General features: G+C 40.0%; 14 protein-coding genes and 1 pseudogene. 3 read left to right on the plus strand and 12 right to left on the minus strand.

What is annotated here, in order from left to right; genetic code table 11:
- Window positions 1-56: 56 nt before the first annotated feature.
- The gene (locus tag IPJ16_09565; protein MBK7627422.1) at window positions 57-443 is read left to right on the plus strand and encodes a response regulator; all 387 of its coding nucleotides are present in this window, start codon (window positions 57-59) and stop codon (window positions 441-443) included.
- A 399-nt stretch (window positions 444-842) separates the two neighbouring features.
- On the opposite strand, the gene IPJ16_09570 is transcribed toward IPJ16_09565, so the two are convergent.
- The 4 genes from IPJ16_09570 to IPJ16_09585 form a co-directional block, all read right to left on the minus strand.
- Window positions 843-1,406 carry a hypothetical protein gene (locus IPJ16_09570; protein MBK7627423.1) on the minus strand — a complete coding sequence of 188 codons (564 nt, stop codon included), beginning with the start codon at window positions 1,404-1,406 and terminating at the stop codon, window positions 843-845.
- Window positions 1,387-1,779, minus strand: a complete 393-nt coding sequence (locus tag IPJ16_09575; GenBank protein MBK7627424.1) for a biopolymer transporter ExbD — start codon at window positions 1,777-1,779, stop codon at window positions 1,387-1,389. Before IPJ16_09575 ends, IPJ16_09570 begins: the two co-directional genes overlap by 20 nt.
- Window positions 1,779-2,471, minus strand: a complete 693-nt coding sequence (locus tag IPJ16_09580; protein ID MBK7627425.1) for a MotA/TolQ/ExbB proton channel family protein — start codon at window positions 2,469-2,471, stop codon at window positions 1,779-1,781. The genes IPJ16_09575 and IPJ16_09580 overlap by 1 nt, the downstream gene beginning before the upstream one ends.
- Window positions 2,472-2,708: 237 nt before the next feature.
- On the minus strand, window positions 2,709-7,202 hold the full coding sequence (locus tag IPJ16_09585) for a translocation/assembly module TamB domain-containing protein (protein ID MBK7627426.1): 4,494 nt from the start codon (window positions 7,200-7,202) through the stop codon (window positions 2,709-2,711).
- 61 nt (window positions 7,203-7,263) lie between these two features.
- On the opposite strand from IPJ16_09585, the gene tsaD reads away from it, so the two are divergent.
- Together tsaD and IPJ16_09595 are read left to right on the plus strand one after the other, a co-directional pair.
- Window positions 7,264-8,277 carry a tRNA (adenosine(37)-N6)-threonylcarbamoyltransferase complex transferase subunit TsaD gene (tsaD, locus tag IPJ16_09590; GenBank protein ID MBK7627427.1) on the plus strand — a complete coding sequence of 338 codons (1,014 nt, stop codon included), beginning with the start codon at window positions 7,264-7,266 and terminating at the stop codon, window positions 8,275-8,277.
- A 155-nt stretch (window positions 8,278-8,432) separates the two neighbouring features.
- A complete protein-coding gene (locus IPJ16_09595) occupies window positions 8,433-8,807 on the plus strand; it encodes a DUF1987 domain-containing protein (protein MBK7627428.1) in 375 nt (124 codons plus the stop codon).
- 30 nt (window positions 8,808-8,837) lie between these two features.
- Here IPJ16_09595 and IPJ16_09600 read toward each other — a convergent pair whose 3' ends face one another.
- The 8 genes and pseudogenes from IPJ16_09600 to rsxC all read right to left on the minus strand — a co-directional run bounded on the left by IPJ16_09600 (window position 8,838) and on the right by rsxC (window position 15,841).
- Entirely contained in the window at window positions 8,838-9,725 is an 888-nt protein-coding gene (locus IPJ16_09600; protein MBK7627429.1) for a metallophosphoesterase, read from the minus strand.
- Window positions 9,726-9,847: 122 nt separating this feature from the next.
- Complete coding sequence (locus IPJ16_09605) at window positions 9,848-11,095, minus strand: serpin family protein (GenBank protein ID MBK7627430.1); 1,248 nt, start codon at window positions 11,093-11,095, stop codon at window positions 9,848-9,850.
- Between the two features lie 57 nt (window positions 11,096-11,152).
- Window positions 11,153-11,713, minus strand: a complete 561-nt coding sequence (locus tag IPJ16_09610) for a DnaJ domain-containing protein (protein ID MBK7627431.1) — start codon at window positions 11,711-11,713, stop codon at window positions 11,153-11,155.
- 43 nt (window positions 11,714-11,756) lie between these two features.
- Window positions 11,757-12,331 (minus strand): annotated as a pseudogene (gene rsxA / locus IPJ16_09615) (electron transport complex subunit RsxA).
- A gap of 8 nt (window positions 12,332-12,339) precedes the next feature.
- Window positions 12,340-12,924: an electron transport complex subunit E gene (locus IPJ16_09620; protein MBK7627432.1), complete on the minus strand. Its 585-nt coding sequence runs from the start codon at window positions 12,922-12,924 to the stop codon at window positions 12,340-12,342.
- Complete coding sequence (locus IPJ16_09625; protein ID MBK7627433.1) at window positions 12,921-13,496, minus strand: RnfABCDGE type electron transport complex subunit G; 576 nt, start codon at window positions 13,494-13,496, stop codon at window positions 12,921-12,923. The genes IPJ16_09620 and IPJ16_09625 overlap by 4 nt, the downstream gene beginning before the upstream one ends.
- Window positions 13,489-14,490 (minus strand): RnfABCDGE type electron transport complex subunit D, encoded by a 1,002-nt coding sequence (locus IPJ16_09630; GenBank protein MBK7627434.1) that lies wholly within the window; start codon window positions 14,488-14,490, stop codon window positions 13,489-13,491. Before IPJ16_09630 ends, IPJ16_09625 begins: the two co-directional genes overlap by 8 nt.
- A gap of 16 nt (window positions 14,491-14,506) precedes the next feature.
- On the minus strand, window positions 14,507-15,841 hold the full coding sequence (rsxC, locus tag IPJ16_09635) for an electron transport complex subunit RsxC (GenBank protein ID MBK7627435.1): 1,335 nt from the start codon (window positions 15,839-15,841) through the stop codon (window positions 14,507-14,509).
- Window positions 15,842-15,847: the final 6 nt, after the last annotated feature.

Consider the following 15,847-nt stretch of genomic DNA (forward strand, 5'->3'; position numbering starts at 1 on the left):
GCTGATTTAGATTTTTATTTTAACTTTGTACCAGCTCAATATCAATTTAATAATCAATGAGTACCCAGAAACTGATTTTTATTGTAGATGACGACCCATTTATTAATATGCTGGTTGTTAAGAGGTTTACCTCAGAAGGATATAAGCTTGAATCATTTCTGTATGGTGAGGAGTGTTTAGATGCTTTGGGTAAGAATCCCGATCTTATTATTCTCGACTATTTTTTTGTTAATAACGACAGGCAGGTTATGAACGGGATGGAAGTTTTTGATAAGATTAAAGAAGCTAAGCCTGATCTTCCGGTAATTATGCTTTCAGGTCAGGAGAAAGGCGAAATAGTTCTTGAACTTGCCCGCAAGGGAATAGACGACTATATAATTAAGGATAATAATCTCATCGAAAATCTGAATACGGCAATCACCGAATTGTTTTCCAGACAATAATATCGTATAGACGTGTGTTTTTTTTTTGTAGAGACGCAATATTTTGCGTCTCTACAAAAACATGAAAACAACTATTTCAAGATAAAATTGTATGTAATTGTCCCTTTCTGAACCACAGGGGCATCTGGTTTTGCCTCAAATCTGGCCTTCAAGGGCTGCATCTTTTGCTACTTTACAGAAATATTCATCGAGTGTAGTGGATCCTTTTGTTCCAGGCATTGCCTGAATAACTTTACCTTGCCCTGTTTACAGTTACCTCTACCACTACCCTCCCTCCTCCCTGGTAAACATAATTTGGAAGAGGTATTTCTGACCTCTTCCCCCAAGATCGTATGAGAAACCTTTGTTTCCTGATCCGCCGCCATCACCCCTTCCTTTGATGTCACAGAACCATTCAGGTCACCCTGGTTTCCGGTTCCGCCGGTGATACCCTCGCTGGTTGTGTTTGTGCCTGCATTTTTTAGAGTTGGCAAGAGCATTCTTGGTAAGGTTCATTATATCTGTCTGACGTTTCTGATCTGCTTCAACTTTCTTTCTTTCAGCCTCTTCTGCAGCTTTTTTGATTCTTTCTGCCTCAAGTTCTTCCCTGCGCTTTTTGTCAGCTTCAATCTTTTCAAGCTTTTTCCTCTCAGCATCCGGATCAACTTTCTTTACCTCAGGGGCCTCTTCTGTATCCTGGGTGAGCAAAGGTTCATCCTCGGTAACTTCTGCCTGAGATGCATCAGGAGGAACGGTAGTCTCTTCCTGAACGGCTGCAAGAGATGGTTCTATTAGTCCTGACCCGGTTTCGTCTGTTCCGAAATTAACCTCAATGCCCTCTTCAATCTGTGGTGGGGGAGGAATCGAGAATCCGACAAATACAAGTAACAGCAATAGTACTAGATGTATTATTACTGCCCCGGCTATTCCCTTTCCTCTTTCGGAAGGGAATTTGTGGAGGTCGTTATCTGGGTGAGGTTGCAATTATTAACTTATAATTATTTGACTGGGCAATGTTCATAACTTTTACAGCATTTTCAAAAGGTACTGTTTTATCGACATGAAGAGAAATATATGTATCAGGCTTTTCTCCAAGTTTCTGCTTTAGCACTGCTTCAAGGTCATCTATGTTGACTGGTTGTGTCTCTACATAATATTTCAGGTCGCTGGTTATCGACACAGTTGTAAGCGGTTTTGCTGAGGTCTGACTGCTTCCTTTCGGCAACAAAAGCTTTAGTGCAGTGGGATGCACCAGCGTGGATGTTAACATGAAGAATATAAGTAGATTAAATACAACATCAGTCATTCCGGTTGAACTGAAGTTGATACTTATCTTGTTTCTTTGGGAGATTGCCATTACCGATCTGTTTTTACAGGTTCATTCAAAATATCCATAAACTCGGTCAGCGTTGCTTCAAGGTTAAAAACAACTTTTTCAACTCTGACAACGAGTGTGTTATAGGCAAAATAACCTATTATACCCACGATTAAACCGGCTACTGTTGTAATAAGCGCGGTATAGATTCCTCCCGACATCATAGATACTTCAATATTGTTACCTGCCTGCGACATAGCATAGAACGACTGCACCATTCCGATTACTGTTCCGAGGAAACCAAGCATCGGTTCAGCCCCTGTTATTGTTGCAAGTGTAGGGAATCCTTTTTCCAGTTTCGATATTTCCAGCTTTCCTACGTTTTCAATAGCAGTACTGATATCCTGAAGAGGTCTGCCAAGACGTGTTATCCCTTTTTCAACCATCCTGGCAGATGGACTGTCAGTTGATCTGCAAAGAGCAAGTGCTGCATCAATTTTTCCATCATGAATATAGTCTTTTATCCTGTTCATGAAATTTGTATCTTCTTTGGTGGCTTTCCTGATAACATAGTATCTCTCTATAAAGATATAAGCCGCCACAAATGAAAGAAGTATTATCGGGATCATTACCCAACCCCCTTTTATTGCGAGGTCAAGGAGTGTGAGTTTCATTGCACCTGCGTTTTCAACAGGAACGGCTCCGTCCTGCATTATGAACTGTAAAAATGCCATATTCTTCAGATTGTTAATTAATTATCAAATATCAATAGTATGTTTTAATGTAAATATCAGCTGCGAAGTTATTAAAAAACGTAATCAAACCCTGTTCTAGTATAGAGGGTTAATAACAATGATGGAAAATTTATTAACCAAAGGAAAAGTTTGGAGTGACTAGAGTGACTAAAGTGACTAGAGTGACTAGAGTGACTAAAGTGCCTAGAGTACTTACATAACATTAGCAGACCAGGATTATTTGGTTTCTTCTTTGGGAGTGACTTCTTCCTCTTTTTTTGCTTCGGGTTTGATTTTCTTTTTGAAGAGATCGGAGAACTTATCGAAATCTTCCCTGAAGAAAATACCGATTCCCTGGGTATACGGACCTCTTCCCGAATACGTATTATTAAATCTGTTAAATACTTTCAGCCTGATTTTTTCGGTCAGACGGATCTCTGCATCAAAATCCCCGGTTAGTTGTCCATCAGTCTCTGCTGAGCCGCCAATTCCATAATCCAGGTTACTGTTAATTTTTATTTTATTATTCAATAGCTGCGTGGAGAGATCAAATTGCAGGTCCTGACTGCTGGCATCTGTTGTTCCTGGTCGCCACTGGAATGCAAAATCTATATCATTGTTTATCTGCGACAGCCAGTTGCTTAACTGATTTGAGAGCATCTCAGTTGTTGTTACAGCCATTGCCGAGGTACCTGCCGTTGAGGTTGTTGTTGAACTCGATTCATCTGCCAGGAAACTATTTGTTATCAGGAGGTAAAGAAATTGCCTGCTTAATTCTTCTTCGGTTGAGATCTTGTTGCGTAGAATGGCTCTTTTCTGCTCATCGGAATTTGGCAGTTCTATATTCAATTTTACAACAGGATTAAATAATTTCCCGGTGAGCCTGAGCTGGCACTCAACATCCTCTCTTTCACTATATGCATCGCTTTGTCCTCCAACCAGAGGACTAAGAGATGTCTTGATTTTATATATAGCATTCAGGTCAATCTGCGCGTTAGCCATTTCACCATTAAACATAATCCGACCTCCATTCTCGACGCTGAACGATTTATTCAGAATATTTTTCAGGGTGAATAAATAGTCTCCTTCTTCAATAACATAGTCACCATTCATCAGGAAATCTCCTTTACGTGTCATAACTATGTTAAGATCACCGGTGCCTCTCCCTTTCATAACATCACCGACCTTGGCATCAAATATGATTTGAACTTCAGCATCAGGTGTCACCTGAAGATCGAAATTCATTTCCATACCGGTTTTTTTTGCCTGGGCAGGGGTGTTTGCATTAATGCTTTCATAATTGCCAGATTCCTTATTTAAAACAGAATCGGCATCAAAGAAGGAAATGAATGAGTAATCGGAAACTGACAATCCTGATGTGAGCGGGATATTAAATTTTGTTCCTTTCCCTGTGCGTGCTGAGATATCAAACGAAAGCAATCCCGGTGCTGCCTTGATTGTAGTTAGTCCCGATGCAACTGCCGTTCCATAAAACATCTCATTGTCTTTTGGTTTTGTATTGAGTACCAGGCATCCGGGAGTTGGAATATTGATTACCACATCAGAAGAGTATTCCTTAAAGTTTTTATGATATACATAACCGTTGAGTATTGCCGGATTTCCTCTTTCATCAGTAAGTTTTAAATTATTGAATCTGAATCCTTTTTTATCAAATCGCACAGAATCATTCAGTTTGTATCTTGTCTGCAGGTAATCAATTTTCATAGAAGCATTCTCAGCCATAATTGATCCTGTTAAAAACATTTTATCAGTAGAGCCTGATAGATTCACTTTCCCGGAGGCTGTGCCTGTAATACCTGAGGCAAACATTTTGAGTAGCGGATTAAGAGCATCAATCGGCAGTTTGGCTGCAACAGCAGCAAGGTCTATTTTCTTTCTGGCAGGATCATAATTGCCTTTTATATCTAACATTTTAACACCCGCCAGATTGCTTCCTGCGTTTATTTTTACAATTTTTCCTGCGTTATCCAGGGCTGATTTGATACTAATATCACCGTATTGACAGCCGAGCATAGAAAAACTGTTAACAACAATGTCACTCTCGAGCAGAATATTTCTGTAGACATTGGTAACCATTATTTTACCATTTAACAGGCCCTGAAAGTTCAGTGGTATTGAAATCGCATCAGCGGCATTTTTCTTATTTACCAGGTAATTGAGAGGTGAAATATCTATGCCTCTGAAGTCAAGGCGCAAAGTGTCATTCGGATTTTCCGAAATTGTGCCGTCAATTCTGTAATATCTGTCTCTGCTGCTGATATTAAGGTCATTTATACTTACCGAATTAGTATCGATTTTAACAGATGAATTTTTGATCTGCCACAGATTATTTCTTGCATATATACTGGTTGAATCTATTTCAACCATTAAGAGTGTTTTGGTTGGGTCTGAGCTGCTCTTTGCAACTGAACCTCTGGCCATAAAATTCCCTTTATTGAGTAATTCGGCTTTATTGTCCCAGTTTATTGTAAAAATAAAATTATCCGGTTTGGTATCGAGCTCAACTGAGAAACCTTTAAGGTCAGACTGGCCAAGGAAGAGAAGGGTGGATGTGTTAATATCCATTGAGAAAGCTGACCCGGAAGTGGAAGCATTAAGCCGGAGATCTTTGAATTCATTGTTTCTGAAGCTCAGCGATTTAGCAGTACCTGTTATACTGATTATACTGTCGGTAAACACTGAACCTTTGAGATTACTTTTATCTGCCAGCAGGATTCCGGTTCCGAAGAAGTTATTTATCTTATCAGTATTTCTGAAATTTATGTCAAAAGTAAAATTGTTATTGATCGATTTGGTCCGTTTGGCAACAGGAGGGAACTGCGAGGGCATTAAAGTTGCAAGCGTTGATTTTATAAGGCCTCCGATTGATGCGAAGTTGTAATATCCCCTGATATCGGCATTTACAAAATCAGTACGAAGACTGAGTACAGGCTTGTTGTTCTCGGAGAAGGTCCTTATAGTAAAATCATAAAGTTCGAGAGTCTCATTATGCTTTCTGTAGTTTGAGTTTAAAAGTTTTATCTCTCCATCAAGGTTGTCGATGTTACTTCCTTTGAAATTTGATGTCAGCAGCATTGTAAGGTTTGCTGTGGTATCAAGTTTATCGATATTGAGTTTATACAGATTTGCATCGGCAAGGTTAAGTGTGAAATCAAATTCAGGCAGTTTATTCTTGAAATTAAACATACCCAGAACATCGAGTTTAATATTTTCATCGGCAACTTTAATACTGCCATCCCATGCGTTCTCTGTAAATGAACCGTTGAGCGCGATATTTCTGTATTTGTAACTGTTGATCTCAATACTGTCAATCCTGCCTGTAAGGTTTGCTGCAAATTTTTTAAAGGAGTAGGCGTAACCATCAATATTTGCCTGCATACTCAGTTTTCCCAGCAAATCAGATTTGTCTGTCAGCAATCCGATATCGATATCACTGCCGTTGATGAGGCCCTTAATTCTGTATCTCTCTGATTCTTCAGGTCGGAATGAGATATCTGTTCTCAGGCTGCCTGCATCGGTGCTGAACTTTCCGTAAGTAACAAAATCTGTAGTAAAACCGGTGAAGCTGCCATCGAATGATACATTCCCAAGCTTATACAGTGCTTCAGGCACAATAATTAATCCCTTTTTTGGTAATCTTATTTTTTCAAAATCTTTTGCATTGGTATTCAGACTGTTAACTCCAATATAAATGAATGCGTTCTCAATTTTAGGCAGCCCGGAAAAGTCAAAATCACAGTCAAGGGTTGTGTAATCACGGTACGAAAGATAAATGTTTCTTCCCCTTAATTCGGAAACTGTTCCGGCAATTTTACCTGAGATCCACACACTTTCATTCAGCCCCTCAGGCAAAGGCAGAAAATAGGCGATCTCGGTCGTATTGATTATCGATCTCTCCATCAGGATATCGAGCCTTACCTCCTCTGTGAATCTTTTGTATGAGTCGGATGAATCGGGCCTGATACCTAGCCTTGTCAGATTGAGTATGGTACTGTCGCAATTAAGAAAGAAGGAGTTAAAAAGGATACTCTGGTTGGCCAGCAAGACAGAACTGCTCATTCGCCTTACATTAAAACCGCTGTTTTCCCTGAAGCCCAGGTGGTAAATATTGAAAGAGGTTGTATCGTTCTCAATATTAAGATCTTCAATTATTCCGTTAATGTCAGAGAAGTTCATATTATTAAAGTCAAGCCTGGTCTTACTCTTCTTTCCATTGTGGTTGATAAGTGAAAACCTGGCATTGCTGAAGTCAATCTGGTCTATCGATAACCTGAGAGGCGCTTTCTTAACAGTGTCGGGAGGACTTTTCAGCTTCCCAAGAAACCAGCTGAGATTCATTAATCCTGTTGAATCTGTTATTAGAGCAACGTATGGCCTGATAAGAGTTACTTTACCAAGACGTGTTGAGTTGTTTTTAAGGTCAATTCCTTTTAATATAACACTTACCTCCTGCGAAAACAGAAGAGTATCATTGTGATTGTCCTTAATAAGGATATTATTTAATGTCAGTCTGTTAAAGAACCTGTAGTGGAAGCTCTCTATAGAGATTGTGGATTTAAGTTCTGAGGAAAAGTGGCTGGTGATCCGTTGTACTATGGCAGTCTGCACCTGTGGAATCTGCAGGACAAGGTATAGCAAAGTCGGAAGCAAAATTATGATACCGGCAACTATTATGAAATACTTAAGCGATTTTTTAATATTTTTGAGCATTAACAGGTATAAAAAAATCTTTATCAAAATAACCTAAAATATACCGAAAAACAAAGCGTTGATGGCAGTTACAATCCTTGCAATAGAATCCTCCTGCGATGATACCTCTGTTGCTGTATTAAGTGATGGTTGTGTTCTTTCCAACCTTATTGCCAACCAGGAGATCCACATGTCGTATGGTGGGGTTGTCCCCGAACTGGCATCCAGGGCACATCAGGCAAATATTGTGCCGGTAACGCATCAGGCAGTTGTAAGAGCCGGAATTAAAAACGAAGATATAAATGCTGTTGCCTTTACAAGAGGACCGGGATTACTAGGGTCACTGCTTGTAGGTACCTCATTTGCAAAGGGTTTTGCACTGGCACTCAATATACCGTTAATAGAGGTTAATCACCTCCAGGCACATGTTCTTGCTCATTTTATACTCGAAAAAGATAAAAAAAACAGAATCCCTGAATTCCCGTTTCTTTGCCTTTTGGTTTCCGGCGGACATACACGCATAATTGTTATGAAAAGCCATCTTGAGATGGAGGTAATTGGTAATACTATCGATGATGCCGCAGGGGAAGCCTTTGATAAATGCGGAAAAGTGATGGGATTTACATATCCTGCCGGACCATTAATTGATAAACTGGCAAAGGAGGGAAACAAAAACGCTTTCAAATTTGCAAAACCTTCTGTTAAAGGCCTCGATTTCAGTTTTAGCGGACTGAAGACAAGCTTTTTGTACTTTCTCAGAGACAGGTTAAAAGAGGATCCCGACTTCGTTGAGAAGAATAAAGCTGATTTATGTGCCTCTCTTCAGCATATAATTGTAAGTATTCTAATAAATAAAATGGTAAAGGCATCAGCACTTACAGGAATAAGGGAGATAGGAATTGCAGGTGGTGTCTCTGCAAATTCCGGTTTACGAGAGGCAATGAGAGAGGAAGCAATCAGAAGGAACTGGAATCTGTTTATTCCGGAATTCAGATACACAACAGATAATGCTGCAATGATAGGAATTACAGGTTATTATAAATATCTTAGGGGAGAGTTTTGTACTCATGATGTGGCACCTTTAGCCAGATATTAAATAATTTTCTGATTTTCTTTGCTCCGCTCTGCGCCTTCGCTTGGCCGCTTCGGCAGAGCAAGGTGGGGCCTGAGTAAACGAAGAAAAACAGATATGGTTTAACTTTTTTGCAGGTTTTATTATAAAATTACTAATTTCGGGACAAATAAATTGCAATGGAGGAGTTGAGGATTTCACCGACGAAAAACACGCCGGAAATCATTTTAAATCCAGAGGGGATGATCAGGATCAGGGGGAGATCAATACATGAGAATGTAACTGATTTCTTTGCTCCTGTCGAGGAATGGGTTACAGCATACATTGTTAATCCTGCCGAAGTTACTTGTGTAGATATGAATCTTGAATACTTTAACAGTGCCAGCGCTAAGGTGTTCATACATTTGTTGCAGAAGATCACATACGTTGCTCTGAAACACAAAAAATTTATTTTTAACTGGTACTATGAGGAGGGCGATGAAGATATTCTTGAAAGAGGTGAATACTTCGCATCAGTACTGGATGTCCCTGTAAATCTGATCAAAACCAACTGATATTATCTGGTCTCTTAATTCTGAGCTTATTTAATAGGCCAGGATCTGGTTTTTTTCCCGCCCTGTTCCAGTAATCCAGATTTTGTTCCTGTAGACATCCACCCTGGCGAAACTGTTCAGCTGTTCAGTCTCAACCATTCCCCTGAAGGTGACAAAATGAATCATATTGTAATTGCCGTAATTTCCAGCATGGTTATGTCCGTTCAGCCACGCGATTATATTATGATATTTCTCAAGAAGTGAGAGTACTTCTTTATAATTCAGTAGATTATGAACATTTTCAGGAAATACCGGGAAGTGGCATACAAGGAATACTCTCTCGTTAGCTTCATTCGACAGATCGAGCTGCGATCTTAACCATGAAATCTGATCATTGCTTATCCCGCCATTCCAGTCAACTGCATTTATTTCACCTTTCTTTTTCATTTCATCCAGAATGGCTAATGCATTTTTAACTGTGGCTTTATTGCCAGAAGAATAGGTACTGATCTCATTGCCGTTCAGGAAGATAAACCGGAAATTTTCATATACTATTGAATAATATCCTTTTTTTGCTGTGATAAGTACAGGAAGTCTCTTTTTGTATTTTGAATCAACAGAGTAATCATGGTTCCCTGCTGTATGATAGATTGTAAGACCCGATGAATCAAGCACATCCATTACCGGTTTGTAGGAATTGTAATCCCTGTCGATAAGATCACCGAGATTTATAACGAACCTTACAGAATCGGATTTAAGATCTTTTAGTGCTTCCCTCAGTTTACCTGTTGATGACCTGTAGAATCTTGTTCCAGCAGCATCAGCATCAGCATACTGGACATCAGCAATTACACCAAATGAAAATAACGGCTTCTGACTCTGCGCAGACATATTGAATGAGATTATAATGGCAAAAAAGAATGTGAAAAGTAACTTCATATTGTTTTGATTACTTAGATAAAAGTAAGCAAATTCTGCCTTATGACCCCAAAAATCGTTATTTGGTAAATCTCTTTTTTACCGCAGAGTTACGCAGAGGATAGGCTGCGGTAAAATTATTATTAGTTCACAGTCGGATCTGCCACTTTTCCCATAAAGAGAATTGAGTTGGTGGTTACTTCCCTGATTATATATATGAATGGGTGGTCTATATTAAGTATAAAGGGTGTCAAGGGTGCTGAAGTCATTCCTATATCAACAATCGTGGCAGCTGCGGCCTCTGTTCCTTCCTCATTGGTCTCTATGAATGCCTGGTGAGTGACATCATTTATGAGGAGATCGCGATCTGAAATATTTGAGAAATCCGCTCCGTCATAAAATGCGATTGCCATTCCCATATCGCTGAGTATATCCTTCAGTTTTATTTTGTAACTGTTTTTAAAACGGGGAAATGAGAGATCAGTTTCTCTTTTATTCAGACCTTCGATCCATTTTCTGAAGTTATCGTCGTTAAGAGATGCTGCAACTGAATTTAATCCGTTATTTTCATTCGGTACAATAACATCCATTACAAAATTTCCCTGACCGTATGGAAACTCGGCAAGAACAAAGTTTTCGCCGGTATATACTTTGAAATCAGCTTTCTGCTTCATCATCGGGACTTCAAGTGTTGATCCATCCGGTTTATAGAATAACCTGTTTACCGTGTTCGCCTTATCAAACTTTGAATTCCATATACCTTTAAAATATATGGCATTTATAAGGAGCATAACAGTATTATCATTAAGCTTATCTACCATGTCTTTTATAAGACCGTTTGTCTTACCCTCAATCCAGGTGTTGATTTGTTTCGGAACCAAAGGGTCATTTATATCAAATGATCTTGCTTCCGCACTATAGTACTTTGTAAGTATATCAGTGAATGGTTTCTTCACGACAAAGTTGTTCTCTGTCCATACTGAATTGGCAATAGAAATATTCACCCGTTTATCAACTGAAAGCAGTGCCTCCGAAAGACTTTTATATGAACTGTTTATTACCTCGGGTGTTATTCCGTTTACCCTGAGAGCCTCAAGCATGGCTGTGCGTGTAGCACCGGCTGCTCCGTTAAGTGTCATCGAAAGGGCGCAGGAGATGCTGAGAGGGGAGACTATAATATTTTTTGAGGCTTCTGTATTTTCATATGTCTTTCCGAAGATATCGAATGCAAAAGAATTTTCCGACTGGATTAATTCCACCTGACTGGCAGTCAGATCAATAGTAACCGGCTCTACCGGTACAATCTCTGAATTATCCTTAGTACATGAAATCAAAAAAAGAGCGGCAGCAAGCAGGAATCCTTCAAAAGACCTGAATATAATGGTTTTCATAGCGGTAACTTTTTAGGTAAAATACGAAAGAAGACATCCAAAAATCATGCCATTAAGCTATGATTTCTTTTTACGCTTTTTTGATGTTTCAATGTAGGCTTTCAGGTAGATAAACGATACAACACAGAAGATCATTCCAAGAGTCAGAAACATAAGAAATGCAAATACTGTTGGTTTTTTAACACCGGGAATAGGATGGCTTAGCCTGAAAAAATAGCCGTATACACTATATACCAGAACAATTATAGCAATTATAAAACTGATGATTATTGTTGTACCGTCAAGTATTCGTGTGGTTTTGTAGAATTTTGTATTTGTGAATGTGTTGTAAGATGCTCTTGCATAAACCCTTGCTCTTTGCCGCGATCGGTCCTGCCTGTATTTCCGCCAGTCATCCATAGCCTGCCTGTAGGCTTCCTCATCGGTTTTCAGCTTATCGAAATTTGCGATAAGGAATTCGTAAGCCTCTGTAACACTGATGAAAAGATCCTTTGCTTCCGGGGCAGGATTAATGTCGGGATGATATAACCGGGCTTTTTTTCTGTATGCTTTTTTAATCTCATCAACAGAGGAGCCGGCGTGAAGACCCAGAATATCGTAGTAGTCAGCTAATGTCATTATATTTGACAGGTAGGGAACACTACAAGTAACGAAAAATATTTCATTTTACAATACCTGTAAATCCCATAAAAGCCATTGCCAGAATGCTGGCAATTACGAGTGAAATTGGTACTCCTTTCATTCCTTTCGGGATCTCAGCAAGTTCCAGTTGCTCACGGATACCTGCAAGAATCACCAGGGCCAATCCAAAGCCAACTGCAGTTGAAGCGCCGTATACTACTCCCTCAATCAGGTTATAGTCTTTTTAATTACGAGAATTGCAACACCAAGTACAGCACAGTTTGTAGTAATAAGCGGAAGAAAAATACCAAGAGCCTGGTATAATGCCTGACTCACTTTCTTAAGAATTATCTCAACCATCTGTACCAGGGCAGCTATCACAAGAATGAATGTAATAGTCTGCATGAACTCAATACCAAGCTTATTAAGAACATAGATCTGTATCAGATAGGTAACCATTGTAGCCAGAACAATCACAAATGTTACTGCTCCTGCCATGCCGAGTGCTGTGTTTACCTTATTTGAGACCCCCAGGAACGGACATATTCCAAGGAACTGTGCCAGTACCACGTTATTAATAAAAACTGCCGATATGATCATTAAAATGTATTCCATGTCAATCTTTATTTGGATTTTTTGATCCGGTTAACAATAGCGATAAGATACCCGAGTGCCATGAATGCTCCGGGAGCGAGGATAAAGACAAGGATCCCGTCTCCCTGAATAAATTTATATCCCATTATTGCACCGCTTCCTACAATTTCGCGGAATGAACCCAGAACACCGAGTGCAAGTGTGAAGCCGAGTCCCATTCCTAATCCGTCTATGAATGAGGACCATACAGAGTTCTTGCTGGCATATGCTTCCGCACGTCCGAGAACAATACAGTTGACTACAATAAGCGGAATGAAAATACCCAGTTTTTCATACAAACCGGGTACATACGCCTGCATCAGAAGGTCGACAATAGTTACAAAAGATGCGATAATTACAACAAAGGCAGGGATTCTTACTTTATCGGGAATAAGGTTCGCAAGCAGGGATATTACTACATTCGATCCGATCAAAACGAATGTTGTTGCAATACCCATTCCCAGGCCGTTCATCGCCGAAGAGGTTGTAGCAAGGGTAGGGCAGGTGCCAAGAACGAGTACCAGTATTGGATTCTCCCTTATAAATCCTTTTGTAAAATTCTGAAGCTGATTCATTTGGTACCTCCTTTCTGTAAAGTATTATATCCGCGCTGTACTGCATCACAGAATGCCCTGGAACTTATTGTGGCTGCAGTAATTGCATCAACAGCTCCTCCGTCTTTCTTTACTTTCATCTTAAACTGTTCAGGGTTTTTATCATTGAATTGATCCTTAAACTTTGGCTCTGCCATTTTTGTACCGAGTCCCGGGGTCTCTTTCTGTTCAAGAACCGTTATGTTTATTATTGTTCCATCGGGCTTAAAACCTGCCATCAGGCCTATGTATCCGCTGAAACCGGTATTTGTGAAAGTATTAACAGCATATCCCACAATTACATTATCCTTTTTTGCAGGATAGATCTCCAGACTGTCGCCTTCGCCTGTTGGCAGCATGTATCGCTCATCGTTCGGATTATTATTAAACTCGGGCACAACCTGTTTGATAGCATCAAGCTTTTTATTCAGACTGGAAAGTGCAATTGGCTCTTTTGTAAATTCATAAACAAATCCCAGGCATACCGCTGCTGTAAGTGATATCAGAGTCAGCGACAGAACCATATTTTTAAATGTTGATTCAGTTTTAGCCATTTTTCACCTCCTCACCAAATCGTTTTGGTTTAATATAAGTATTCATAAGCGGTACAAATGCATTCATTATAAGTATTGCGAAAGAGACACCCTCGGGGTATGCCCCGTATACTCTGATTATTACTGTAATAACTCCGATGCCGCAGCCATATATCACCATCGCCTTCGGATTCATAGGGGATGTTACATAATCAGTTGCCATGAAAATCGCACCAAGCAGTACTCCTCCGGTTAAAATGTGAAACACCGGACTTGCAGATGAATCAGGATTTATTAACCAGAGAATTCCTGTGAACAGAAATATTGTCGCAACAATTGATACCGGTATATGCCAGGTAATGATCTTTTTATAAAGCATCCAGGCAAAACCAATCAGAAGCGCAATCGCTGCAACTTCACCCATTGATCCGCCCATTTTACCGATTAAAAGATCTATTGTATCAGGTACCTTTTTCATCAGTTCTGAAAGTGGTTCTCCGTTTTTAACACCTTCCTTAATTAATGCGAGCGGTGTGGCACCTGTAACAGCATCGAGATAGCCTGTATTAAAACCTGATGGCACAGGCCAACTGGTCATCTGTACAGGAAAGGATATCAGCATGAAAACACGTCCTACAAGAGCAGGATTAAATGGATTATTTCCTAGTCCTCCGAAAGTCATCTTGGCAACTCCTATTGCTATCAGACTTCCGAGAACAACCATAAAGACCGGAATATTCGAAGGGAGGTTAAATGCAAGCAGCAGTCCTGTTAGGGCAGCAGATCCGTCGGTGATTGAAATACTCTTTTTCAGTACAAACCTCTGTATCAGGTATTCAAACAGCATGCAGGAAATTATTGCCGTTGATGTAACTATTATCGCTCCTGTGCCGAAATATATTATCGATGTAATAAGGGAAGGTATAAGCGCAATAATTACGCCGAACATCAGCTTCCTGGTTGTTTCACTGCCATGCACGTGAGGTGATGGAGATATATTCAGAATATTGCTCATTTTTTGTTTTTGCTTGTTATTTAACAATTCGTTCGCGGGCCATCTTTATTACAGTTGACTTTCCCAGCCTGATATAATCGAGCAAAGGTCTGCCGGCCGGACACGTATAGCTGCACGATCCGCATTCCATGCAATCGGTTATCCTTTCACTTTCTGCCCTTTCAAACATTCCCTTCTCTGAAAGAACCATTAGCAGGAAAGGCTCAAGGTTCAGTGCACATGCTGATATACATTTTGCACATCTGATGCATGGATTAATCTCTGTACGCTCAGACTCATTACGGGGGAAGAGAATAATTCCTGACGTCCCTTTTACTACAGGCACTTCTGTGCTGTTCAGAGCCTTGCCCATCATCGGTCCGCCATTAACAATTTTACCGGTATCCTCAGGCATTCCGCCGGCTGCTTCAATAAGCTTGCTGACAGGAGTTCCTATTCTGACAAAATAGTTGCCGGGATTGGTGAGTGATTTTCCGGTTATTGTAACAACCCTTTCAAACAGTGGCTTGTTTTTCTGAACAGCCTCATATACTGCATAAGCAGTTCCCACATTATGAACAACTGCTCCAACATCCAGCGGCAGACGGCCTGAAGGAACTTCCCTGTTTATAAGTGCCTTTATAAGTTGTTTTTCAGCTCCCTGCGGATATTTAACCTTAAGGGCATGAACTGTTATTCCTTTGAAAGCTTTTGCCAGACCTGTCAGATGATTAACCGCATCGGGTTTATTGTTTTCTATTCCGATCATTGCTTTATCAACCTTCAGAGCCTTCATCAGAATAGAAATGCCGGTAAGGATCTCTTTACCCTTCTCCATCATAAGCCGGTGATCTGAGGTGAGATATGGTTCGCATTCCACGCCGTTGATTATCAGTACATTGCATTTTTTACCTTCTGGTACAGTAAGCTTCACATGAGAAGGAAAAGTAGCACCTCCAAGACCAACAATGCCGCATTCGAGACATCTCATTGTGATCTCCTCAGAAGAAAGTTTTATTTCAGTTACAATATCCCTGCTTCTGTCGATTGTTTCAACCCATTCATCGCCTTCGACATCAATAATTATTGCTGTCTGCTTATAACCGGTACTGTCGGTCACCTGGTCGATCCTGTTGATTTTACCTGAGACTGATGAATGTATATTAGTCGAAACAAAACCTTTGCATGTTGCAATTACCTGGCCTGTTTTTACACTATCTCCCTTATTTACAGCAGGGATTGATGGTGCTCCGATATGTTGTGAGATCGGAATTGTAACGCTTTCAGGTATGGCAAGATACCCGATTGCTTTTTCAGCTGTGATTTTGTTTTCAGGCGGATGAATACCTCCGATGGGAAATGTTTTCAACACTATCTT

It is taken from the genome of Bacteroidales bacterium, from assembly GCA_016709865.1.
Lineage (GTDB): Bacteria > Bacteroidota > Bacteroidia > Bacteroidales > VadinHA17 > LD21.

What these genes read in the sequence shown, in the direction of transcription:
- IPJ16_09620 (MBK7627432.1), bottom strand. Translation starts at nt 12,924, where the DNA reads ATGAATCAGCTTCAGAATTTTACAAAAGGATTTATAAGGGAGAATCCA.
- IPJ16_09605 (MBK7627430.1), bottom strand. Translation starts at nt 11,095, where the DNA reads ATGAAAACCATTATATTCAGGTCTTTTGAAGGATTCCTGCTTGCTGCC.
- tsaD (MBK7627427.1), top strand. Translation starts at nt 7,264, where the DNA reads ATGGCAGTTACAATCCTTGCAATAGAATCCTCCTGCGATGATACCTCT.
- IPJ16_09610 (MBK7627431.1), bottom strand. Translation starts at nt 11,713, where the DNA reads ATGACATTAGCTGACTACTACGATATTCTGGGTCTTCACGCCGGCTCC.
- IPJ16_09585 (MBK7627426.1), bottom strand. Translation starts at nt 7,202, where the DNA reads ATGCTCAAAAATATTAAAAAATCGCTTAAGTATTTCATAATAGTTGCC.
- IPJ16_09630 (MBK7627434.1), bottom strand. Translation starts at nt 14,490, where the DNA reads ATGAGCAATATTCTGAATATATCTCCATCACCTCACGTGCATGGCAGT.
- IPJ16_09575 (MBK7627424.1), bottom strand. Translation starts at nt 1,779, where the DNA reads ATGGCAATCTCCCAAAGAAACAAGATAAGTATCAACTTCAGTTCAACC.
- IPJ16_09600 (MBK7627429.1), bottom strand. Translation starts at nt 9,725, where the DNA reads ATGAAGTTACTTTTCACATTCTTTTTTGCCATTATAATCTCATTCAAT.
- IPJ16_09580 (MBK7627425.1), bottom strand. Translation starts at nt 2,471, where the DNA reads ATGGCATTTTTACAGTTCATAATGCAGGACGGAGCCGTTCCTGTTGAA.
- IPJ16_09595 (MBK7627428.1), top strand. Translation starts at nt 8,433, where the DNA reads ATGGAGGAGTTGAGGATTTCACCGACGAAAAACACGCCGGAAATCATT.
- IPJ16_09625 (MBK7627433.1), bottom strand. Translation starts at nt 13,496, where the DNA reads ATGGCTAAAACTGAATCAACATTTAAAAATATGGTTCTGTCGCTGACT.
- IPJ16_09565 (MBK7627422.1), top strand. Translation starts at nt 57, where the DNA reads ATGAGTACCCAGAAACTGATTTTTATTGTAGATGACGACCCATTTATT.